Here is a 22,550-nt window from a genome sequence, read left to right as displayed (position 1 = left end):
GATTTGTGAGGGCCCTCACCCCCGGCCCCGAGCCGCGCCGTCCACGGCTGCGCCTACGATCGCGGGTAGGCCGCCTCCGTGCCGGCGCGACACCCGGGCGGGGGAGCGTAGGGCGCAGAGCGGCGCCCCACCGCCGCAGATACCCGTCCCGGACGACTTTGAGGACCAATGAATCCTGTCGTACTGATCGCTGAAGAGCTCGCGCCCGCCGCAATCGACGTACTCGCTCATGACTTCGATGTCCGCCACGTCGACGGCACGGACCGTCCCGCCCTGCTCGCCGCGCTCGCCGACGCCCACGCGGTGATCGTGCGCAGCGCCACCCAGATCGACGCCGAGGCGTTGGCCGCCGCGCCCCAGCTGAAGGTGGTCGCCCGCGCCGGTGTCGGCCTGGACAACGTCGAGGTACCGGCCGCCACCGCCCGAGGCGTCATGGTGGTGAACGCACCCACCTCCAACATCGTCTCCGCGGCCGAGCAGGCGATCGCCCTGCTGCTCGCGGTGGCCCGCAACACCGCCAGCGCCAGCGCCGCGCTCAAGGCCGGCGAGTGGAAGCGGTCCAAGTACACCGGCGTGGAGCTGCAGGGCAAGACCGTCGGCGTGGTCGGGCTCGGCCGCATCGGCGTGCTGTTCGCGCAGCGGATCGCCGCGTTCGGTACCCGGCTGATTGCGTACGACCCGTACATCCAGCCGGCCCGCGCGGCCCAGCTCGGGGTTCGCCTGGTCGGACTGGAGGAGCTGCTCCGGGAGAGCGACTTCATCTCGATCCACCTGCCGAAGACCCCGGAGACGCTCGGCCTGATCGGCGAAAAGGAGCTGGCGATCGTCAAGCCCGGGGTCCGGATCGTCAACGCCGCCCGGGGCGGCCTCGTCGACGAGCAGGCGCTGGCCGACGCGTTGGCCGAGGGCCGGGTCGGTGGTGCCGGCGTCGACGTGTACGCGAAGGAGCCGTGCACCTCCTCGCCGCTGTTCGCCTTCGACAACGTGGTCGCCACCCCGCACCTGGGCGCCTCTACCGCCGAGGCGCAGGACAAGGCGGGTCTGGCGGTGGCCCGCAGCGTCAAGCTCGCGCTGCAGGGCGAATTCGTCCCCGACGCGGTGAATGTGCAGGCCGGCGGGGTGGTCGCCGAGGACGTCCGGCCGCTGCTGCCGCTGGCCGAGAAGCTGGGCAAGGTGTTCACCGCGGTGGCCGGGGTGGTCGCGGCCAGCGTCACCGTCGAGGTACGCGGCGAGGTCGTCGGCAACGAGGTGTCGGTGCTCAAGCTGGCCGCGACCAAGGGGCTGTTCAGCTCGGTGGTCGAGGAACAGGTCACCTACGTCAACGCGCCGCACCTGGCCGCCGACCGGGGCGTCGAGGTGGAGCTGGTCACTCACCCGGACACCGCCGACCAGCCCAACCTGGTCACCGTCCGGGGCGTGCTGCCCGACGGCGGTACGGCAAGTGTCTCCGGCACCGTGGTGCAGTCCGCCGGCCGGGACGTGGTCCGGCTGACTGAGGTCGACGGCTTCGACCTCGAGCTGTCCGCCGAGGGCATCCTGCTCTTCTTCCGGTACGCCGACCGGCCGGGCGTGGTCGGGACCATCGGCTCGATCCTCGGTGAGTCCAGTGTCAACATCGCCGCCATGCAGGTGGCCCGGCGGTCCGTCGGTGGCGAGGCGCTGATGACCCTCACCGTCGACTCCGCTGTCGGCGCGGAGTCGCTGCACAATGCCGCCAGCTCGATCGGGGCGACCGCGGCCAGCGCGGTGGATCTGCGCGAGGAGTGACCTGCCGGACGTGTCGTCCGGCTTCGGCGGTTCGGGGACCCGCGTCCCCGAACCGCCGCCCGCTCAGCGGGTCGACGCGCTGGCCGGCGGCGGATAGACCGAGCCGTCCTGCGGATCGAGCAGCAGCAGATTGTGTTCCTGAGCCAGCCGTTCGATGGTGAGCAGCACCTCGTCGGCGCAGGTCTGACGCAGGTTCATCTCGACGTGGTCGGTTGCGGTATGTAATGGGACCTTTGCCCAGGGGCAGTCTTCTGTGGTGGAGGCGGCACCTTGATCCGGGTAGCTGGCGGTCAGCGCGGCGTGGAAGGACGTGATCCGGCGGTCGGTCGCACCGTCGGCGTGCTCACCCTGCCGGCACAGTTCGTGTGCGGCGTGTACGTCCGCCGAGGTGGACTGATCGTCCAACGCCCATACGACTAGATCGAATGTCACGCCGCACAGCGTGCCATCCATCAGGGGGATCGTTCCACCCAGTGCCGTGGCCGACAAGCAATGTCAGAGGAATTGGAACCTTGCGCCCGGTTGTGCGGAATCGATAGCGTGGCGGTGCGGTTGCTCAGGAGTTGCTCCGGCGCCGGTCGCGTCTTCGGGTGACGTTCCGGCCGGGCCGTGGTCTCTCGGGTGACTGCACCCCCGGTGCGCGAGCTGAGCGCACGTGTCGCCGGCCCGCTCCCGTGGTCATTTGCCGAGATCACGGGGGTGGGCCGCGCCAGGGGCCGACCTTCTTCCGCCGACCAGATTCAGCACGTGGTAGCCGTCCACTGTAGGAAACCAGTCGCGGCCGGCGGGCCCGGCGGCGAACAGCGCGGTCGCGTAGCCGTCGGCCACCGCGAGGTCCGCGCCGAGCACCATGGCGGCGCTGTCCCGCTCCACTACGGCCCCGGTGTGCGGGTTGACGACCTTTCGGCTGCCGACGGTCAGTCCACTGGTCCCGATCGCTCCGTCCATCATGGTCACGGTGGTCGGCTGGCTGCCCGGCGTGGTGCCGGCTGGGCCGTCGCCGGTGTCTGCGGGCAGCGGCTGCTGCAGGGCGATCCGCCACGGTCCGCCGTGCGGGGCGCGTCCGCGTGCCACCAGATCACCACCGCTGACCACGGCGTAGTCGGTGATCCCGGCGGCGCGCAACCGACCAGCGGCCCGCTCGATGGCCCAGCCCTTGATCATGCCGGCCGGGTCGAACCCACCGGGCACCGCCCACGGGTCGAACCAGCCCTCGGTGGCCACCCGCATCGCCTCGCACCGGTGCACGATGTCGGCCAGCGGCGGGTAGACCTCGGCCGCGACCTCACCCCGGCGCAGCAGCGAGACCAGGCTGTTCGGCCGCAGCGGACTGTACGTCACGTCGATCGCCCGCAGCTCCGCGACCGCGTCGCCGATCGCCTCGCTCAGCCCACGCCGGCCGATCCGTTCGCTGCCTACCAGAACGAGCTGGTAGTCGGTGGTGGACGTGGCGACGGTGTGCCGGGCGACCAGCTGGCCGGCCGGGCGGCTGTCGTCGGCCGGCGACGCGGCGGTGCCGGACGACCCGGTCGGGGTGCCGGCTCCCGGCGTCGGACCGATCCGCAGATCGGGCGGTTCCGGCTGGGCGGCGCGGTACGCCAGCATCGTCGATCCTCCTCCGCCGGTGCCCGGATCCGATCTTCACCTACAGTAGCCGTTTGAGGTAAGTATGGTGTTAAGCCCGGCTGTGTGCTTCCTGGGCGGCGCGGGGCGCCGCGGCCAGCTGGCCGCCACCCGTGTTCCAGCGGGTAAGCCGGTCCCGGGTTCCAGCGGGTGAGTCCGTATTCTGGGACCGACGTACCGATTTCCGGGATGATCGCTTAACGTTCGCTAGGCGGTCGACGGAGCAGACGAGGGAGTTGACGTGGCGATGGCGCGGATCGCGGTCGTGGCCGGCGACGGCATCGGATCCGAGGTGACCGCGCAGGCCCGGAAGGTCATCGACGCGGTGCTGCCCGGCGTCGAGGCGACCGAGTACGACCTCGGTGCCGCCCGCTACCACCGCACCAGCGAGGTGCTGCCCGACTCGGTGCTGGACGAACTCGCCGAACACGACGCCATCCTGCTCGGCGCGGTCGGTGACCCCAGCGTCCCGCCCGGGGTGCTGGAGCGCGGCCTGCTGCTCAAGCTGCGGTTCGCCTTCGACCAGTACGTCAACCTGCGGCCGTCCCGGCTCTGGCCCGGCACGGCGAGTCCGCTCGGCGGCGTCAAGCCGGGCGAGATCGACTTCGTCGTGGTCCGCGAGGGCACCGAGGGCCTCTACACCGGCGCCGGTGGCACGATGCACCGCGACACCCCCGCCGAGGTCGCCACCGAGGAGAGCCTCAACACCCGGCACGGGGTGGAGCGGGTGATCCGGGACGCCTTCACCCGCGCTGCCCGCCGGGAGCGGCGCAAGGTCACCCTGGTGCACAAGACCAACGTGCTGACCCACGCCGGGTCGCTGTGGTCGCGGACCTTCGCCGCCGTCAAGGCCGACTTCCCGGACATCGAGACCGAGTACCAGCACGTCGACGCCGCGGCCATGTTCATGGTCACCCAGCCCCAGCGGTACGACGTGGTGGTCACCGACAATTTGTTCGGTGACATCCTGACCGACATCGCCGCTGCGGTTACCGGCGGCATCGGGCTGGCGGCCAGCGGCTGCATCAACCCGGAACGCCGCTACCCGTCGATGTTCGAACCGGTACACGGCTCCGCGCCGGACATCGCTGGCAAGGGCGTCGCGGACCCGGTGGCCGCCGTGCTCTCCGCGTCGCTGCTGCTGGACCACCTCGGCCACCCGGAGTCGGCCGAGCGAGTAGCCAGGGCGGTCGCAGCCGAGCTGGCCTCCCGCGCTCCGGGAGCCGCGCTGCGTACCGCCGAGATCGGCGACCGGCTGGCCGCCCACGCCGTGGGCTGAGCCCAACCGATCGACCCGCGTACCGCGCCGGTCGACCCTTGCCGGGGCCGCACCGCGCGCCGACCGGCGTCCGCCCACGCCACGGGTGTCGGACGGATCAGGTCCGCGCCCGTCACCGCCAAGCGGTCAGTCCGGTTCGGCACCGTTGACTACGCAAAGCTGCGCAGCTCGATTCCGTCTCCGGTGCCGTACCGACCGTACCTTCGGCGTGGGTACCCCTGCCGACGGCCAATCACCAGGTGGCGGACTTATCGGCCGCCGCGCCGGTTCCCGCTGAACGAACGTTCGGGGTAAGTTGCATGACACACAGCTTCGTCGCTTTCTCGCCATGGAGGTCAGCCCGATGATCGGCGGTGACAAACTCGAATTCGAGATCCGTCCGAATCCACACCCGGTAGCCGACGCGGAACGCGCCGCGCTGCTGGCCAATCCCGGGTTCGGTCAGATCTTCACCGACCACATGGTCACCGTCCGGTACGCCGAGGGCAAGGGCTGGTACGACGCCCGGGTGGAGCCACGGGCGCCCATCCCGATGGATCCGGCGACCGCGGTGCTGCACTACGCCCAGGAGATCTTCGAAGGACTGAAGGCCTATCACGCGGCGGATGGGGGAGTGACCCTGTTCCGGCCGGACGCCAACGCGGCGAGGTTCATTGCCTCCGGTGCCCGGATGGCCATGCCAGCCCTGCCGGAGCAGGTCTTCCTCAACTCGTTGCGGCACCTGATCACAATCGATCGACAGTGGATTCCGGCCGGCGACGACGGCAGCCTCTACCTGCGACCGTTCATGTTCGCCAGTGAGGTCTTCCTCGGTGTCCGGCCGGCCCGCGAGTACCTCTACGCGGTGATCGCCTCACCAGTCGGCTCCTACTTCTCCGGTGGGGTCAAACCGGTGACGGTCTGGGCGTCGTCGGTCTACACCCGGGCCGCGCCGGGTGGCACCGGAGCCGCGAAGTGCGGGGGTAACTACGCCGCCTCACTGGTGGCCCAGGCGGAGGCGATCGAGCACGGCTGCGACCAGGTGGTCTTCCTCGACGCGGTGCACCGGCAGTACGTCGACGAACTCGGCGGTATGAACGTCTTCTTCGTCTACGACGACGGTTCGTTGGTCACCCCGCCGCTGACCGGCGCGATCCTGCCGGGCATCACCCGCGAGTCGGTGATCACCCTGGCCCGGCGGGCCGGTCACCAGGTCGTGGAACAGCCTCTCAGCCTGGCCCAGTGGCAGGCCGACGCGGCCAGCGGCCGACTGCGTGAGGCGTTCGCCTGCGGCACCGCCGCGGTGATCACACCGATCGGTCGGGTCCGCTCGGCCGACGGCGAGTTCACCGTCGCCGACGGTGGGCCCGGGGAGGTCACCATGGCGCTGCGGCAGAGCCTGGTGGACCTGCAGCGGGGCCGGGGCGCCGACCCGGACGGCTGGGTGCACCGGGTGTTCTGACCAGTGCCGTGACGCGGTAACCCGGGCCCGGCCCGGGTCACCGCGTCGACTCGGCCCAGGTCACTGCGTCAACAGATGGGCGCGCAGCTCGGTGATCCGGTCTGCGGACAGCCCGGCGGTGCGCAGGTAACCCTCGACCGAGCCGTGCCGCTGCCGCAGCTCGGTGAGGAACGTCTGCATCGCCTCGGCCGGGCAGGAGAAGAACGGCACCGGCACCAGATGGTCGTTGCCGGCCTGGGTGCGCAGCCAGGCGAGCAGCCGTTCGCTGCCGGCGTTGCTCAACGCGTAGTCCTCGGCGATCACCGAGTCCCGGACTCCGAGCAGGGACAGCGTCATCGCGCAGACCAGCCCGGTGCGGTCCTTGCCGGCCATGCAGTGCACCACCGCCGGTGCGGTCCGCGCCTCGGCCAGCAGTGAGATCGCCGCGACGAAACCGTCCGCGGCCTGCTCGGTCAGATCGTGGTAGCGGTCGGTCAGGTAGCGGGCGGCACCCTGCTCCGGCTGGTAGGGGATCTCGCCCCAGTCCTGGTGCCGCAGATGGATGTTGTGGTACTCGAAGCCGTCCGCCGGCGGGATCCGTCCGTACGTCTGCACCTCGTGCGGCCGGCGCAGGTCGATCACGGTCCGTACGCCGAGCGCGTCGAACGCCGCCGCGTCGTCGGCGTCGAGCCGGTGCGGCGAGTCGGCCCGGTAGATCCGCTGCCAGCGGACGGTACGCCCGTCGAGCCCCGGGTAGCCCCCGATGTCGCGGAAGTTGAACATGGTCGCGAAGGCCAGCGAGCGGGTGGCGGCGGCAGTCATGAGTTCTACGGTAGCCAGCCGGGCCGACACCGGTAAACGGTGCGGGTGGCCGGCGCCACGTGGCACCGGCCACCCGCACCGGGTGGGTCGTCACCGGGTCAGATGATCCGGCCCGGTGCCATTGGCGGGACCGGGGTGCCGGTGGCACCGCCGTAGTAGGCGCTCAGCTTGTCGCGGTACGCCGGATCCGTCGCACTGGTCCCGTCGTACTCGGGGGCGTCCTTGATCTGACCCTTGTCGCGGTCGACGTAGACCTTCTGCGCGTCGTGGTCGACGCGGTTGACCACCCCGGCCGGCAGCATCACCTTCCGGCCGAAGATCCACGGCCCGGTGTCGACCACCAGATGGCTGCCGTCCACTTCTTCGGTGGCGGAGTCGATTTTGCCGATGCCGCCGTCGGTCGCCTCGACGTGGTAGCCGGCCAGGTTGGCGCCGTCGATCCCCGCGTCGTCGCGGTAGCGCCACGGGTCGAACGTGCCGGCCGGGGTGCCGCCCACGACGTCACCCTGGCCACCGGCCGGCCCCGTCAGCGCGGTGTGTTGCGGATCGAGCCTGTCCATCGGAGGTCACTCCTTCGCTCGGCGGAACTGACTGCGTCGTCATCCCAGGAATACCCATGGCGCTCGATCGGTACACCTGACCTCGGACGGTCCTACTGTCCCGCGATGTGGATTCGACTACCGGTCCGGGTGCAGTCGGTGGCAAAGTACCCTGCGTGACTTACCTCGTACTCATTATTGGCAGCTAGCGCGCCCCGGCAACCGTCCGCCGAGCGCGCAGACCTCCCGCATCCGCGGGGGGTCTTTTTGTTGGCCGTACGAGGTCGGCGGACGAGCGGGTGAGGATGGCCCGGCGCGAGCAGCGGGTGGTGCGGGACGTCCGTCGAAAGGATCGAGATGACTTTCCAGGTCTATGACACGACTCTGCGCGACGGTGCGCAGCGTGAGGGCATCAGCTACTCGGTGGTCGACAAACTCGCCGTCGCACGGCTGCTCGACGACTTCGGCGTCGGCTTCATCGAGGGCGGCTGGCCCGGTGCGATGCCGAAGGACACCGAGTTCTTCCGCAGAGCCCGCACCGAACTCGACCTGCGGCACGCCGTACTCGTCGCGTTCGGTGCCACCCGCAAGGCCGGCGTCAAGGTCGCCGACGACCCGCAGGTCCGGGCCCTGCTGGACGCCGAGACGCCAGCGGTCTGCCTGGTCGCCAAGTCCGACATCCGGCACGTCGAGCGGGCGCTGCGCACCACCGGCGCGGAGAACCTGGCGATGGTCACCGACACGGTCGCGCACTTCGTCGCCGAGGGCCGGCGGGTCTTCCTCGACTGCGAGCACTTCTTCGACGGCTTCCGGCACGACCCGGCGTACACCGCCTCGGTGGTCAGCGCGGCGGCGGCCGCCGGCGCCGAGGTCGTGGTGATGTGCGACACCAACGGCGGGATGCTGCCGTCGCAGATCGGCGCGGCGATCGCCGACCTGGTCGACCGGACCGGGCTGGACGCCGACCGGCTCGGCATCCACTGCCAGAACGACACCTCCTGCGCGGTGGCCAACACCATCGCCGCCGTCGAGGCCGGCGTCCAGCACTTCCAAGGCACCGCCAACGGGTACGGCGAACGCCCCGGCAACGCCGACCTGTTCGCCGTCGTCGCCAACCTGCAACTCAAGCTCGGGCTGCCGGTCCTACCGGACGGCTGCCTGGAACAGATGGTGCGCGTCTCGCACGCCATCGCCGAGATCGCCAACATCGCCCCCGACACCCACCAGGCCTACGTCGGGGCCGCCGCCTTCGCCCACAAGGCGGGGCTGCACGCGAGTGCGATCAAAGTGGATCCGTTGCTGTACAACCACGTCGACCCGTCGGTCGTCGGCAACGACATGCGGATCCTGGTGACCGAGATGGCCGGCCGGGCCAGCATCGAGTTGAAGAGCCGTGAACTCGGTGTCGACCTGGCCGGCCATCCGGACGCGCTGTCCCGGGTCACCAAGCGGGTCAAGGAGCTGGAGGCCGGCGGCTGGTCCTTCGAAGCCGCCGACGCCTCGTTCGAGCTGCTGGTCCGCTCCGAGTTGGCGGCCGACACCGGTGCCGTCACCACCCGGCCGTTCGCTCTGGAGTCCTACCGGGTGCTGGTGGAGCACCGCGAGGACGGCGCGGTGGTCTCCGAGGCCACCGTCAAGGTCCGGGTACGCGGCGAGCGGGTGATCGCCACCGCCGAGGGCAACGGCCCGGTCAACGCCCTCGACGAGGCGTTGCGGGTGGCGCTGCGCAGCCACTACCCGGACCTGGCCGACTTCCGATTGGCCGACTACAAGGTGCGGATCCTGGAAGGCAGCCAGGGCACCGGGGCGATCACCCGGGTGCTGGTGGAGACGGTCGACGGCAACGCCCGGGACTGGACCACCGTCGGGGTGCACGAGAACGTGGTCGAGGCCAGCTGGCACGCCCTGGTCGACGCGCTCACCTACGGGCTGGCCCGCGGCCGGACCACCATCGGCGTCTGACCTGACCTGACCTGCCCGGCCCGGCCCGGGGCCACCGGTGACCCGCCCTGGCCCCGGGCAGGCGGTGCGGGTCAGGTGGCCGGCAGCACCAGCCCGGCGACGACCATCCGGTGGTCGCTGCCGGGCACCCGGTGCACGGTCACCGACCGCACCCCGATCCGGTCGTCCACCAGCACCCGGTCCAGCGTCACCGGCGGGATCGGGCTACCGCTGTACGGCCCCCAGGTGCCGACCAGCCCGTCGCCGGTCGCGTCGGCGGCGTCGACGTAGCCGGCCGCGATCAGCCGGCGCAGCGCCGCGTGGTCCAGGGTGGCGTTGAAGTCGCCGGCGAGGATTCGCGGCGGGCCCTGCGGGTCGGGGCGGGGCTGCCCGGCCAGGTCGGCCCGCCACGACGACAGGGTGTGCAGCGCGAACGGCGCCATCGGGTGCGCCGACTCGACCCGCACCGGCCCGCTGCCCGGCGGGCGGACCGTGCCGTACGACTGAGCGAAGCCGCCCATGTTACGCCGTACCCCGTCGTCGGTGACCGGCCAGCGCGCGTAGACCGCCGATCCGGTGGTCCCCACCTCCGGATCGGTCCGGCGGTACGGCAACAGGTCGCCGACGCCGAGCCGGTCCAGCTCGGCCTCGGCCGCCGGAGTGAACTCCTGCATTGCCAGCACGTCCACCGCTCCCGGCGCAGCAACTCCATCAGCACCGTCAGGTCCGCCGCCCCGGCCAGCAGGTTCGCCGTGGCGACCCGGACCGTGAACCCGTCGGTGGCGCTCGCGGTCCGGCCGCCGTCCGGCACCGCCCGGGGCAGCACCGCGACGGCGAGCAGCAGCACCGCCAGCAGCGCGGCGCCGCTGGCCCACCACCGCCGGGACCAGACCGCCACCGCCAGCGGGACAACCGTCCACGCCGCCACGTACGGGGTGAACGCGAGCAGCTGCACCAGCGGGCCGTACTCCCAGCCGGCCAGCCGCAGCATCGCCCAGAGCAGCCCCGGCAGCACCAGCGGCCACACCAGCCAACCGCCCGGGCGACGCCGGGGGCTGGCCGGGGGTTGCGGGGTGGGGCTGGTCTGCGGCGCGGTCACGCCGAAACGGTATCCGGTGTGTCCGATGTCGGACCTGTCACCCCGGTTCGGTGTCGGTGGTACCACCCCGGCCGGTCAATCATCCGGTCGGCGGCGGATCCCGGCGTTAGAACGGCCCGATACGGGGCACCCCTCGGCCGGCGCCGCAGTGGCCCCGCACCGTCGGGGCCGACCGGCGATTGGCGACCAGCGTCAAGGACGGTGCGATGACGACGACCGAGCCACAAGTCAGTACGGAACAGCCAGCCGACGCCGCTCCGGCCGCGGCCGCGCTGGAGCAGGCGCTGTTCGAGGTCAAACGGGTGATCGTAGGGCAGGATCGGCTGGTCGAGCGGCTGCTCACCGCGTTGCTCGCCAACGGACACTGTCTGCTGGAGGGCGTACCGGGGATCGCCAAGACCCTCGCGGCGCAGACCCTCGCGGTCGCCGTCGGCGGCAGCTTCTCCCGGATCCAGTTCACCCCCGATCTGGTGCCGTCCGACATCGTCGGTACCCGGATCTACCGGGCGTCGACCGAGTCGTTCGACATCGAGCTCGGACCGGTGATGGCCAACCTGGTGCTCGCCGACGAGATCAACCGGGCGCCGGCCAAGGTGCAGTCGGCGCTGCTCGAGGCGATGGCCGAGCGGCAGGTCTCGATCGGCGGCCGCAGCTACCCGGTGCCGGACCCGTTCCTGGTGCTGGCCACCCAGAACCCGATTGAGTCCGAGGGGGTCTACCAGCTTCCGGAGGCGCAACGGGACCGGTTCCTGATGAAGGTCGTGGTCGACTACCCGACCGACGAGGAGGAGCTCGGCATCCTCTACCGGATGGGGGTGGACCGCCCGCAGCCCCGCCAGGTGCTGGACGCGACCACCCTGTGCGCCATGCAGCAGCAGGCCCGGGAGGTGTTCGTCCACCACGCGCTCGCCGAGTACATCGTCCGGCTGGTGCTGGCCACCCGCCGCCCGCAACTGTTCGGGCTGCCGGAGCTGACCGGGCTGCTGGCGTACGGTGCCAGCCCGCGCGCCACCCTCGGCCTGGTCGCCGCTGCCCGGGGCTTGGCGTTGCTGCGCGGCCGCGACTACGTGCTGCCCGAGGACGTCCGGGAACTCGCCACCGACGTGCTCGCCCACCGGCTGGTGCTCTCCTTCGACGCGGTCGCGGACGGCGTCGACGCCGGGTCGATCGTCCGCCGGCTGATCCAGGTGGTCCCGCCGCCGCGGATCGCGCCGGCCCACGACCAGCGACCCGGACTGGCGGCTGTCGCGTGACCGGCGACGGCCCGCTCGGCCCGGCCACCCTGCCGGAGCTCACCCCACCGGAGACGCTGCGCCGGCTGGAGCTGACCGTCATCCGGCGGCTCGACGGCCTGCTGCACGGTCAGCACCTGGGTCTGCTGCCCGGCGCCGGCAGCGAACCCGCCGGCAGCCGGGAGTACCGGCCCGGTGAGGACGAGGTACGCCGGATGGACTGGGCGGTCACCGCCCGGACCACCGTGCCGCACGTCCGCGAGGTCGACGCCGACCGGGAGCTGACCTGCTGGCTGCTGGTCGACGGGACGGCCAGCATGGACTTCGGCACCGGCGAGCTGGAGAAGCGGGAACTGGCGGTGGCGGCGGTCGCCGCGGTCGGCTTCCTGACCGCCGGCACCGGCAACGCGGTCGGGGCGCAGTTGATCGGGGCGGACGGCGTTCGCCGGTTTCCGGCCCGGACCGGCCGGGACCATCTGCTGCATCTGCTCCGTGCGCTGCTCGCGGCGCCCCGGGTACCGGCTGGCGGGTCCGGCCGGGACGCGCCGCCGCCGCTGGCCGACGGGATCGACGGGATCCGGCGGGCGGCCACCCGGCGCGGGTTGACGGTGGTGGTCTCCGACTTCCTCGACGGACTGCCGGATGACCCGGCCGGCCGGCCGGACTGGGAACGGCCGCTGCGCCGGCTCGCCGCCGGGCATCAGGCGCTGGCGATCGAGGTGACCGACCCCCGGGAACTCGACCTGCCCGACGTCGGGGTGATCACCGTCGAGGACCCGGAGACCGGCCGCCGCCGGGAGATCAGCACCGCCAGCCAGGACCTGCGGCGCCGGTACGCCGAGGCCGCCGCCGAACAGCGTTGCCAGGTGGCCGGGGCGATCCGCCGGGCCGGCGCGGCCCATCTGGCGCTGCGCACCGACCGGGACTGGGTGGCCGACATCGTCCGGCACGTGCACCGCCAACGGCAACTGGCCGGCTGCCCACCGGCCCGTTCCGCCCCGGTACCGGCAGGAGGACTCTGATGACCTGGCAGTCCCCGGAGCGGCTGTGGCTGCTCGCCGCGGTTCTCGCGCTGGCCGGCGGTTACCTGCTGATGCAACGGCGCGGTGCCCGGTACGCGGTCCGGTTCACCAACCTGCGGCTGCTGGACCGGGTGGCACCGCAGCGTCCAGCCTGGCGTCGGCATCTGCCGGCCGGCCTGTTCCTGGCGATGCTGGCGCTGCTGGTGGCCGGGTTCGCCCGGCCGATGGACGAGGTCCGGGTGCCCCGGGAGCGGGCCACGGTGATGGTGGCGGTGGATGTTTCCACCTCGATGCTGGCCAACGACGTACGACCGGACCGGCTCAGCGCGGCCAAACGGTCGGCACACGAGTTCGTCGACGACCTGCCGGCGCAGTTCAACGTCGGCCTGGTGGCGTTCGCTGGCAACGCCTCGGTGCTGGTCGGGCCGGGCACCGACCGAGAGGCGCTGGGCGCCGGCATCGACCGGCTCGCCGAGGGGATCACCGGGGCCCAGGGCACCGCCATCGGCGAGGCGATCAAGACGTCGTTGGAGGCGATCCGGTCGCTGGACGCGCAGGCCGCCGAGGAGGTCCCACCGGCCCGGATCGTGCTGCTGTCCGACGGGGCGAACACCTCCGGGCGGTCGCCGGAGTCGGCGGCGGCCGAGGCGGTGGAGGCCGGGATCCCGATCGACACCATCTCGGTCGGGACCGCCGCCGGCTACATCGACTACGGCGGCGGCCGGCCGCTGCGGGTGCCGGTGGACGGCGAGAATCTCGAAGCGGTGGCCGAGTTGACCGGCGGTGCCTACCACGAGGCGGCCAGCAGCAAGCAGTTGAGTGCCGTGTACGCCGACATCGGCACCTCGGTCGGCTACCGGCTGGAGCTGGCCGACGTCTCGGCCCGGTTCATCGGATTCGGGCTACTGCTCGCCGTGGCTGCCGCCGGGACCTCGCTGTTGTGGTTCTCCCGGCTGCCCTGACCCGCGCCACCCGGACCTACCCCGCGCCACCCGACCTGGACCGGTAAAGGAGGAGCCCGATGACTGTGCCTACCGGGCTGGGCGAGCCGCGTGGCCCGTGGTTCGTCTCGCCGGACGCGGACCGTTGGCCGGGGCTGGACGGTTCCGCCGTACCGCCGGCACCGCCCCCGCCGCGACGGTGGCGTCGCCGGCTGCTCACCGCCGCCGCGGTGCTCGCCCTGTCGGCGGCGTCCGGCGGGCTGGCCGGCGCGGTGGTCGCCGGCTGGGGCGGCGACGCGGGACAGCCGGCGGCGCTGCCGTCGCCGTCGGTCACCCCCGGGGTGTCGCCGGACCTGGTGGCGGCGGCGGCCAAGGTGCTGCCCGGCGTGGTGTCGGTCCAGGTCGAACGGGGCAGCATGATCTCCGGTGGGTCCGGCTTCGCGATCGACGACCAGCATCACATCATCACCAACGACCACATCCTGGACGGCGACAGCGAACCGGGGACCCCGCTCAACGGCCACCAGGTCAGCGTCGTCGCCCAGGACGGTCGGCGGATCGTCGCCGAGGTGGTCGGCCGGGATCCGGGCAGCGACATCGCGGTGCTGCGGGTGCCGTCGACCGCCGGGCTGCGTCCGCTGGCCCTGGCCCAGCCCGGCGCCACCCAGGTCGGAGAGTCGGTCCTGGCGGTCGGCTCCCCGCTCGGCCTGTCCGGCACGGTCACCGCCGGGATCGTCAGCGCCCTGGACCGTGAGGTGATGCTCGGTAACGGCGGGCGGCAGACCGCAGTGCAGACCGACGCGTCGATCAACCCCGGCAACTCGGGCGGGCCGCTGGTCAACGTCGACGGCGAGGTGATCGGGGTGAACACCGCCATCGCCACGTTGGAGGGTGTCGGGTCGATCGGCATCGGCTTCGCCATCCCGATCCACCGGGCCGAGCAGACGGCCGACGAGATCATCCGGCGGGGCGGCTGACCACCGCCCAGGTGGTCGGCGCCGACGGCAGCGGTACTGTCGGATGATGGCGGCAGGCGAGATGCGGGTCACCGACTCGGTGGTGATCCCGGCGGGCGAGTTGACCGAGCGGTTCTCCCGTTCGTCCGGACCCGGCGGCCAGGGCGTCAATACGGCGGACTCGCGGGTCGAGCTGTCGTTCGACGTCGCCGGCTCGACCGCGCTGCCGCCGTGGCTGCGCCAGCGGGCGGTGCAGCGGCTGGCCAATCGGTTGGTCGGCGGGGTGTTGACGGTCACCGCCAGCGAGCACCGCAACCAGTTGGCGAACCGGGCCGCGGCCCGGGACCGGTTGTCCGCACTGCTGCGGGAGGCGATCGCGCCGCCGGCGCCGCCGCGTCGGCCGACCCGGCCGTCCCGGGCGGCGAAGGAACGGCGGATCAGCGACAAGAAACGCCGGGCGCAGACGAAGCGTCTGCGCCGCGGCGATCCTGACTGACCCGGTACGCGGCCCGGTCAGCTGTTCGGCCCGGTCAGCACCAGCAGGCGTTGGCCCAGCTGTCGGTGGACCAGAAGTGCGAGTCCCAGTCGCCCGGCGTCCACGATCCGGTGGACCAGAAGTGGCTCGACCAGGCCGGGTCCACCCAAGACCCGGAGCCGTCCCAGGACGGCGAGGTCCAGACCGCGTCACCCCAGGTGCGACTGGCCCAGGAGGTGCCGGTCCAGCCGTCTGCGGCCATCCGGTGACCCAGCCAGACGCCGCCGGTCCAGGCGGTCCGGGCCGCGGACCGGCTGGCCCAGGCCGGGCTGCTGAACGGGCCGAAGATGCTCTGCTCGCCCTGCAGCGTCACGTTGTTGCGGGCCACTCTGCTGGTGCCCCGGGACGCGTCGATCGGGCCGTGTCCGTCGGACCTGGTCCACTGCTGCGGCTGCCACACCGGGGTGTAGGTCAGTGCCGCGTTCAGGTTGATGCTGCGTAGGCCGAGGTTCGCGCCTCCGCCGGTGGGCAGGAAGGTACCGCTTTCCATCAGTAACTGTTTGACCTCGTCGGCGGTGAGCCACGGCTTGGCCTGCAGCAGCAGCGCGGCGACGGCCGAGGTGACCGCGACCGCCTGCGAGGTGCCGCTGCCCCGGAACAGGGTGCTGCCGACCCGGGCGCCGGGGTAGTGGTTGTCGATGTTGGAGCCCGGGTTGCGCAGCGACAGCACCGATTCGCCGGGGGCCAGCAAATCCAGTTGCCGGCCGGCCGTGGCCAGGTTGGTGAACGGCGCGAGTTCGTCGTCGGCGGTGGTCAGCGTGCCCTTGGTCAGACTGGCGCCGACCGTGATGACGTACGGGTTGGTCGCCGGATTGTCCAGCCGACCGAACCCGTTGCCGTCGTTGCCGGCGGCCGCCACGACCACGATTCCGGCGTGCCACGCCTGTTCGACGGCGAAGTGCAGCGGATCGGTCCAGAAGGCCGGGTTGCCGGCGGAGCCGTACGCCAGGTTCAGTATCCGGATCGGATGGGTGGGGTCGTGGTTGCGGTTGGCGACGACCCAGTCGATCGCCGCGATGACCTGTGAGACGTCGACCGCGCCGTTGGCCGTACCGACCTTGACCGAGGTCAGGCTCGCCTTCGGCGCCAGCCCGCGCGCGCCGCTGGTCGGATCGTCGCCGATCAGTACGCCGGCGAGGTGGGTGCCGTGCCCGTAGGTGTCGAGCCAGCGCAGATTTGTCGCCTGGGACTCGAAGGACAGGTCCGGGCCGTTGACCAGCCGGTTCCCCGGCAGGCCGGGGACCGGTACCACCCCGGTGTCGATCATCGCAATGCCGATCCCGGTGCCGTCCAGCGCCGCCGTCGCAGGGGTGTTCGCACCGACGATGCTGCGCACGTCGGCCAGCGAGGTGCCCTGGCCAATGCCGGGGGAGCCGTTCCACAGGCTGGCGAAGCCCCCGGCCGGTACAGCGTCCGGTGCGCCGGCCGGCCGCGCCGCCGGCCCGCCGGCCACGGTGGCGGCGAGCATCACGACCGTCGACAGTACAGCGATCTGTTTTCGGTATCCGCGCTGTTCGCGTACAGCGCTTATCGTCGGCACCGGTGCGATCCTCCTGACGAATAACTAGATCATGGCTACCGGTAAGTCCATCCGATAGGGACGTGTCCCGGCACCACGGTGGACATGTTACGTAGCAGAAACCTCTCAGGTGGGAACGAACATCCTCCTATCGTGCAGGACGTGCGTCGGGCCGGTGGACTCCCATGCCCGGTGACTGACGGATAGCATCCAACTCGGTGGTGCCGTACACAGAGGGCACCCGTTAACCATGCCGACACGCCCGTCGGCCCACCAGGTCGCGGCAGGCGGGTCCGGTGACCCGGTACGCCGGTGGTGACGAGGGCGGTGAGACGTACGACGTGGCGGCGACCGATCCGGTCACGGGAGCCCGTCAGCGCGCATCCCTTGAGCCATTCCTCAGACGCCAGTTGAGCCGGGCGGGGCACCCCTGTGGGGTGTTCCTGTTCGACGTCGACTTCTTCAAGACCGTCAACGACGTCTACGGCCACCTGCGTGGCGACCGGGTGCTCCGCCAGCTCGCCGAGCGGGTACGCGCCACCTGCCGGCCGCAGGACGTACTGTTCCGGTACGGCGGCGACGAGTTCGTCGTCGTACTGCCGCAGACCGGACTCACCGAGGCGGTCCGGCTCGCCCTGCGGCTGACCGAACGGATCCGCAACACCGAGTTCTCCGGCGACCCGCCGCTGCATCTGACGGTCAGTCTCGGGGTGGCGACCGCCCCCGCGGACGGCACCACCGCCGAGCACCTGCTGGACCACGCCGACCGACGCAACTACCTCGCCAAACGGCGAGGGCGCGACAGCGCGGTCGCCGACGACGTGGAGATCGCCGACGACACCGGATCCCGGCTGTGGGAACGCGACGAGGCGCTGCGCCGAACCCACGAGTTCCTGACCCGGCTGCAGGTGACCGGCCGTGGCTCGGCCCGTGTCCACGGGCAGCGCGGTGCCGGGCACACCCGTTTCCTCGCCGAGACCGCCCGGCTGGCCGCGTTGCGCGGGTTCGCCGTGGTCACGGTGTCACCCGAGCCGGAGCCGCTGCCGCTGCCGGTCTTCGCCGACCAGGTTCTGCTGATCGCCGACCTCGCCGCCGTCGACCGGGTCCCACAGTTGCTGCGCGTCTGGTCCCGCCCGAGTCTGCTACCCGCCGTGCTCGGGCTGGTGCAGGCCAGCACCGAAACGGCCCGGCCGGCCGGGCCGCCCGGACCCGTCGGTGCCGGCGAACCGGTCACGGTGACCGGTCCCGGTCCGCTGCCCGGTGTCGGTCCGGGTGGAGTGCACCTGCCAGAGCTGGAGCAGATCGAGCTGACCCCGTGGTCGCCGGCAACGACCCGGATCTGGTTGCGGACCGCGCTGCGCGGCGAACCCAGCCGGACCCTGGTGAACTGGTTCGTCCGGCAGACCGGCGGGCTGCCGGCCGCCGCCGACCGGGAACTCGACCGGGTGCGTAGCCGTCGTGGTCTGGTCGGTTCCGGCACCGGCGGCTGGACGTTGAGCCCGGACCTCCTTGGCCGGCCCCGGCGGCGGGTGCGGCTGCCCGCCCCGCTGACCCCGCTGATCGGCCGGGACCGCGAGGTCGCCCGGATCGACGCGCTGCTGGCGACCAGCCGGCTGGTCACGCTCGTCGGGGCCGGTGGGATCGGCAAGACCCGGCTGTCGCTGTCGGTGGCCGCCGGTCTCGCGGCTCGGTTCGACGACGGGGTGTGCTTCGTGGCGCTGGCCGCCTGCCGCACCGCGACGGAGGTGCTCACCGCAGTCGCCGCCGCGCTGGACGTGCCGGTGCGTGCCGGGCAGGCGGTGCTGGACGCGGTGGTCGACCACACCGCGGACACCGAGTTGCTGCTGGTGCTGGACAACCTGGAGCAGGCGTTGGCCGCCGGTCCGCCGTTGGGCCAGCTGCTGACCGCCGCTGGGCGCGTTCGGGTACTGGCCACCAGCCGGGAGCCGTTGGGAATCTACGGCGAACAGGTCTACCGGGTGCCGCCGCTGCCGCTGCCCCGCCTCGACGACCTGCCGCGCGGGGCGTCGGCCGCCGCCCGCGTGGTGGCGCAGCATCCGGCGATCGCCCTGTTCGACCAGCTCGCCCGGGCGGCCGACGCGGACTTCAGGCTGACCGCCGACGCCCTGCCGGCGGTGGCCGAGCTGTGCCGGCGGTTGGACGGCCTGCCGCTGGCGATCGAGCTGGCCGCCGCGCGTACCGACCAGTTGAGCCCGGCGGCACTGCTGGAGCGGCTCGGCCCGCACCTGGACCCGCTCGGCCCCGGGCCACGCGACCGGCCGGCCCGCCAGCGGACCCTGCACGGCACCGTCGACTGGAGTTTCGGCCTGCTGGAGCCGGCACAACGGGACGTCTTCACCGCTGCGGCTGTCTTCACCGCCGAGCCGACGGCAGCTGCCGTGGCCACCGTCGCCGGGCTGGAGCCGGTCGCCGTGGCGGGGTCTGCGGCCACGGCGGGGTCTGCGGCCGTCGACCGGGTCGCCGAAGCGTTGGAGGCGCTGGTCCGCAAGAGCCTCGTGGTGGCGGTGACCGGGCGGTCCGGCACCCGCCGGTACGCGATGCTGAACACCATCCAGGCCCAGGCCCGCCAGCTGTGCACCACCGGGCAGCGGTCCCGGCAGCTGCGAAACCATCTGGCGTACTGCGCCGGGCTGGCGGACCGGGCGGCCGGCGGGATGGTCGGGCCGGAGCAGAGCCGCTGGGCCGACGAGCTCGACCAGGAATACCCGGACCTGCGGGACGCGCTGGAGTACGCGCTCGCTGCCGACGACCTGGCCACCGCGACTCGGCTCTGCCTCGGGTTGTGGCGGTACTGGCGCAACGGAAACCAGATCCGTGACGGCCGACAGTGGCTCGACCGGCTGCTCTCCGCCCCCGCCGGGTTGGCCGTGGAGCACCGCCGCCAACTGCTCTATCCGGCGGCGGTACTGGCCGCCACCCAGGACGACACCGCCACCGCCGCCCGACTCGGCGGCGAGTGTCTGCGCCTCACCGAACGGGCCGGCGACGCCGAGGGCGCCGCGCAGGCCCGCAACATTCTCGGCGTCGCGGCGATGCTCGCCGGCCGCTACGACGAGGCCGGCGAACACTTCCGGTACGGCCTGGAGGTGTGGCGCGAGCTTGGGGCGAAGCCCGGCATGGCGATCGCGCTCGGCAACCTCGCCAAGGTCTGTCTGCGGGCCGGCGACATCGCCGACGCCGACTGGCACATCAACCAGTGCCTGGCGCTGGAGCGGGAAGCCGGCAACAGCCGCGGCGTACTGCTCGGGTTGACCTGTCTGGCCGAGATCCTGCTGGCCCGGCCGGACCCAACCGGCGCGGCCGCCGTCGCCCGGGAAGCGCTCGACCTGGCCACCGGGCTGGGGGACCTGTTCGGCGAGGCGGTCGCACTGCACCATCTCGGGCAGTGCGAGCTGGCCGGCGGGGACCGGCCGGCCGCGCTGCGGTTGTTCGTCGCGGCCCTGGAACGGCGGTTCGAGCTGGGCGACCGGGCGGACCTGTCCACCTCGTTGGAGACGGTGGCCGAGGTGACCGTCGACGAGGATCCGGCCCTGGCGGTACGGATCCTCGCTGCGGTCGACTCGTTGCGCTACCGGTTCGGCCTGGTCGCACCGGTGGCGGTGCAGCAGCGGCGGGACGCCGCCCTCGACGCGGCGCGGCGCGCATTGACCGGTGACGCGTTCGACGCCGCCTGGTACACGGGCGCGGCCACCCCGCTGGACCTGGTCGTCGACCAGGCACTGGACTGCGCACCGGAGGGACCCCGGGACCCGGCCGCGGTGCTAGGGTCCCGGGGGTGATCGAAGCAGCTGTCCACCTTGCCGCCCAACCCCGTCTCGACACCCTGGTCACCGAGTGGCGTTCCGAGGCGCAGCGGCTGCGTACCGACTATGCCGGCACCGCGTGGCTCGGTGACCGCCCGGCGGACGACACCGGCCTGGCCGGCCCCGACTACACCCGCCGCGGCGTGGACGTGCAGCTGTTCCTGCCGGACACCCACTGGTACGCGGTCGACGCTTTGGACGACGTGGAAATCCAGGTGACCGGCGGGCTGGTGCAGGTCGCCGCCACCGCCCGGCAGACCCAGGGACTGGTCGGCGCGCTCGCCGCGCCGACGGTGGATTTCTTCGAGCACCCCGACGGCGAACCCGGCGTCGGGATCTGCCTGTCCCTGCGCGGTGAGATCTGGTCCAACCTGGGGCTGTCCTACCGGGTGAGCGTGCTCTGCCGGCCGGACGCGGTACTGCGGTCCGGCGGGCGGGCCGACGGGGAGCCAGCCGACGGAGACTGACCGGGCCGGCCCTGGCGGGTCGGCCTTCCCGGGTCGGCCTACGCTGGTCGGGTGGTGACCGACACCCTGCTCGACCGGGTTACCTGGACCCGGCGCCGCGACGCGCACGCCGAGCGTGTCGACCGGCTGGTGGGCGGGCACCTGGAGCGCCGCCGCCGGGGCGAGTCGCATCCGGTCGCCGACTTCCTGTTCACCTACTACGCGTACCGGCCGGCGCAGCTGCGTCGCTGGCATCCGGGGTCGGGGGTGCGACTCGCCGACACCGAGCCGGCGCAGTGGGGCCGGGACTACCGGACGGTTCCGAGCGGCGACGGGGTGGCGGTCACCCTGGACACCGCCGGGCTACTGGCCCGGCGCGGCGAGTTCGTCACCTGGGTACGGGACCTGCTGGCCCGTACCGCGAACCGGCCGGCGCACCTGGGCTGCTTCGGCCTGCACGAGTGGGCGATGGTCTACCGGCAGCCCGCCGACGAGGTCCGCCACCACCGGTGGCCGCTGCGGATGAGTCCGGCCGGCCTCGCCGAGTTCGTCGACGGCCAGCGGATTCGGTGCAGCCATTTCGACGCGTACCGATTCTTCACGCCAGCGGCCCGGCCACTGAACCTGCTTTCCCCGCAGCGCTCCAACCAGGCCGACTTCGAACAACCGGGCTGCCTGCATGCCAACATGGATCTGTACAAGTGGTCCTTTCGGTTGAGTCCGCTGGTCCCCGGCGAACTGGTGGTGGACTGCTTCGAGTTAACCCGTGACATCCGGGACCTGGACATGCGGGCCAGTCCGTACGACCTGCGGGAGCTGGGCTATCCGCCGGTGCGGATCGAGACCGCGGCGGGTCGGGCCGAGTACGCGACGATGCAGCGGGACTTCGCCGAGCGGGCCGCGGTACTGCGGGACCGCCTGTTGCGGTGTATCGCCCGATTCGATGGGTTTGGCCAGTCGGATCAGCTGAGCTGACATTCCGACTTCGCATCAACTTCATGTGCCAATCGTGGCCGCCTGCTGACCGCTGCCTTAATTCAGTCAGCTCCAATGGTTGACCGGACCTATACGTTCAATTAATCTCAAGCGCAGAAGCAAGATAGAACGTCAGGTAGAAGTCAAGGAGTGGCCCAGCAACGGCTCCCGGGTCGACAAGGAGGTGCGCGATGTTGGCGGACTACGGGACGCGGGCGCTGCGGTTCGCGGTGGCGGAAGCGGGCAGACGGTGCCTGGCGCACGGACGGTGCCCGGCGCACGGACGGTGCAGCCCCCGACCGTCAGGGAACGTCGGGGGCTGTGTCCAGTGTGCCACGGCAACCGGGTTCCGCGCGACCGCCCGGCGGTACCGGCCCGCCGACCCCGGCGGTACGGGTGCTCGACGGCGTCAATCAGCTGCGTGCCGTCGCCGATCCGATCCGGTTGCGGGTGCTCGCGGTGCTCACCGCCGAGCCGGACCGGGCGCTGTCCGCCCGCCAGCTGGCCCACCAGCTGGGCATCACGTTCAGCCTGATGCACTACCACCTGCGGGTGCTGCCCAGGAGGGGATGATCCGGGTGGTCAACCAGCGGACCGACCAGGGCCGGGC

The 22,550-nt window shown here is 72.1% G+C and carries 18 protein-coding genes and 1 pseudogene; 13 read left to right on the top strand and 6 right to left on the bottom strand.

Going from position 1 to position 22,550, the window contains the following annotated elements; translation table 11 throughout:
* Nucleotides 1-168: 168 nt before the first annotated feature.
* A complete protein-coding gene (gene serA / locus ACFHWU_RS12230) occupies nucleotides 169-1,767 on the top strand; it encodes a phosphoglycerate dehydrogenase (RefSeq protein ID WP_416590592.1) in 1,599 nt (532 codons plus the stop codon).
* Nucleotides 1,768-1,830: 63 nt separating this feature from the next.
* Here serA and ACFHWU_RS12225 read toward each other — a convergent pair whose 3' ends face one another.
* Complete coding sequence (locus tag ACFHWU_RS12225; RefSeq protein WP_416553713.1) at nucleotides 1,831-2,199, bottom strand: hypothetical protein; 369 nt, start codon at nucleotides 2,197-2,199, stop codon at nucleotides 1,831-1,833.
* 246 nt (nucleotides 2,200-2,445) lie between these two features.
* Nucleotides 2,446-3,372, bottom strand: coding sequence for an FAD:protein FMN transferase (locus ACFHWU_RS12220; protein WP_416553715.1), 927 nt, complete (start codon nucleotides 3,370-3,372; stop codon nucleotides 2,446-2,448).
* A 265-nt stretch (nucleotides 3,373-3,637) separates the two neighbouring features.
* Here ACFHWU_RS12220 and ACFHWU_RS12215 point away from each other — a divergent pair, with 265 nt between their 5' ends.
* Nucleotides 3,638-4,669, top strand: coding sequence for a 3-isopropylmalate dehydrogenase (locus ACFHWU_RS12215; protein WP_416590629.1), 1,032 nt, complete (start codon nucleotides 3,638-3,640; stop codon nucleotides 4,667-4,669).
* A gap of 343 nt (nucleotides 4,670-5,012) precedes the next feature.
* A complete protein-coding gene (locus tag ACFHWU_RS12210; RefSeq protein WP_416590591.1) occupies nucleotides 5,013-6,110 on the top strand; it encodes a branched-chain amino acid aminotransferase in 1,098 nt (365 codons plus the stop codon).
* A 60-nt stretch (nucleotides 6,111-6,170) separates the two neighbouring features.
* On the opposite strand, the gene ACFHWU_RS12205 is transcribed toward ACFHWU_RS12210, so the two are convergent.
* Nucleotides 6,171-6,911: a tyrosine-protein phosphatase gene (locus ACFHWU_RS12205; RefSeq protein ID WP_416553719.1), complete on the bottom strand. Its 741-nt coding sequence runs from the start codon at nucleotides 6,909-6,911 to the stop codon at nucleotides 6,171-6,173.
* A 98-nt stretch (nucleotides 6,912-7,009) separates the two neighbouring features.
* Complete coding sequence (locus tag ACFHWU_RS12200) at nucleotides 7,010-7,471, bottom strand: PRC-barrel domain containing protein (protein ID WP_416553721.1); 462 nt, start codon at nucleotides 7,469-7,471, stop codon at nucleotides 7,010-7,012.
* Nucleotides 7,472-7,807: 336 nt separating this feature from the next.
* Between ACFHWU_RS12200 and cimA the strand changes: the two genes are divergently transcribed.
* Nucleotides 7,808-9,412 carry a citramalate synthase gene (gene cimA, locus ACFHWU_RS12195; protein WP_416553723.1) on the top strand — a complete coding sequence of 535 codons (1,605 nt, stop codon included), beginning with the start codon at nucleotides 7,808-7,810 and terminating at the stop codon, nucleotides 9,410-9,412.
* Nucleotides 9,413-9,483: 71 nt separating this feature from the next.
* On the opposite strand, the pseudogene ACFHWU_RS12190 reads toward cimA, so the two are convergent.
* Nucleotides 9,484-10,382, bottom strand: a pseudogene (locus ACFHWU_RS12190) (endonuclease/exonuclease/phosphatase family protein).
* Nucleotides 10,383-10,696: 314 nt separating this feature from the next.
* On the opposite strand from ACFHWU_RS12190, the gene ACFHWU_RS12185 reads away from it, so the two are divergent.
* From ACFHWU_RS12185 to arfB, 5 genes are read left to right on the top strand one after another with little or no spacing between them, the layout of a single operon-like run.
* Nucleotides 10,697-11,743 (top strand): AAA family ATPase, encoded by a 1,047-nt coding sequence (locus tag ACFHWU_RS12185; protein WP_416553725.1) that lies wholly within the window; start codon nucleotides 10,697-10,699, stop codon nucleotides 11,741-11,743.
* Nucleotides 11,740-12,744, top strand: coding sequence for a DUF58 domain-containing protein (locus ACFHWU_RS12180; RefSeq protein WP_416553727.1), 1,005 nt, complete (start codon nucleotides 11,740-11,742; stop codon nucleotides 12,742-12,744). Before ACFHWU_RS12185 ends, ACFHWU_RS12180 begins: the two co-directional genes overlap by 4 nt.
* Nucleotides 12,744-13,706: a VWA domain-containing protein gene (locus ACFHWU_RS12175; RefSeq protein WP_416553729.1), complete on the top strand. Its 963-nt coding sequence runs from the start codon at nucleotides 12,744-12,746 to the stop codon at nucleotides 13,704-13,706. Before ACFHWU_RS12180 ends, ACFHWU_RS12175 begins: the two co-directional genes overlap by 1 nt.
* 59 nt (nucleotides 13,707-13,765) lie before the next feature.
* Entirely contained in the window at nucleotides 13,766-14,662 is an 897-nt protein-coding gene (locus ACFHWU_RS12170; protein WP_416568601.1) for a S1C family serine protease, read from the top strand.
* A 46-nt stretch (nucleotides 14,663-14,708) separates the two neighbouring features.
* Nucleotides 14,709-15,137: an alternative ribosome rescue aminoacyl-tRNA hydrolase ArfB gene (gene arfB / locus ACFHWU_RS12165; RefSeq protein WP_123604400.1), complete on the top strand. Its 429-nt coding sequence runs from the start codon at nucleotides 14,709-14,711 to the stop codon at nucleotides 15,135-15,137.
* A 34-nt stretch (nucleotides 15,138-15,171) separates the two neighbouring features.
* Here arfB and ACFHWU_RS12160 read toward each other — a convergent pair whose 3' ends face one another.
* Entirely contained in the window at nucleotides 15,172-16,716 is a 1,545-nt protein-coding gene (locus ACFHWU_RS12160) for a S8 family serine peptidase (RefSeq protein ID WP_416568600.1), read from the bottom strand.
* A gap of 275 nt (nucleotides 16,717-16,991) precedes the next feature.
* Between ACFHWU_RS12160 and ACFHWU_RS12155 the strand changes: the two genes are divergently transcribed.
* The 4 genes from ACFHWU_RS12155 to ACFHWU_RS12140 all read left to right on the top strand — a co-directional run bounded on the left by ACFHWU_RS12155 (nucleotide 16,992) and on the right by ACFHWU_RS12140 (nucleotide 22,513).
* A complete protein-coding gene (locus tag ACFHWU_RS12155) occupies nucleotides 16,992-20,495 on the top strand; it encodes a diguanylate cyclase (protein WP_416590590.1) in 3,504 nt (1,167 codons plus the stop codon).
* Nucleotides 20,492-20,986 (top strand): hypothetical protein, encoded by a 495-nt coding sequence (locus ACFHWU_RS12150; RefSeq protein ID WP_416553735.1) that lies wholly within the window; start codon nucleotides 20,492-20,494, stop codon nucleotides 20,984-20,986. Before ACFHWU_RS12155 ends, ACFHWU_RS12150 begins: the two co-directional genes overlap by 4 nt.
* Before the next feature lie 51 nt (nucleotides 20,987-21,037).
* Nucleotides 21,038-21,940, top strand: a complete 903-nt coding sequence (locus ACFHWU_RS12145) for a 3-methyladenine DNA glycosylase (protein ID WP_416590588.1) — start codon at nucleotides 21,038-21,040, stop codon at nucleotides 21,938-21,940.
* Between the two features lie 321 nt (nucleotides 21,941-22,261).
* Nucleotides 22,262-22,513, top strand: a complete 252-nt coding sequence (locus tag ACFHWU_RS12140; protein WP_416553739.1) for a helix-turn-helix domain-containing protein — start codon at nucleotides 22,262-22,264, stop codon at nucleotides 22,511-22,513.
* Nucleotides 22,514-22,550 lie beyond the last annotated feature (37 nt).

The sequence above is a fragment of the Micromonospora sp. LOL_015 genome (genome assembly GCF_048060275.1).
Classification (GTDB): Bacteria; Actinomycetota; Actinomycetes; order Mycobacteriales; family Micromonosporaceae; genus Micromonospora_E.
This window is presented reverse-complemented; position numbering and strand designations above follow the sequence as displayed.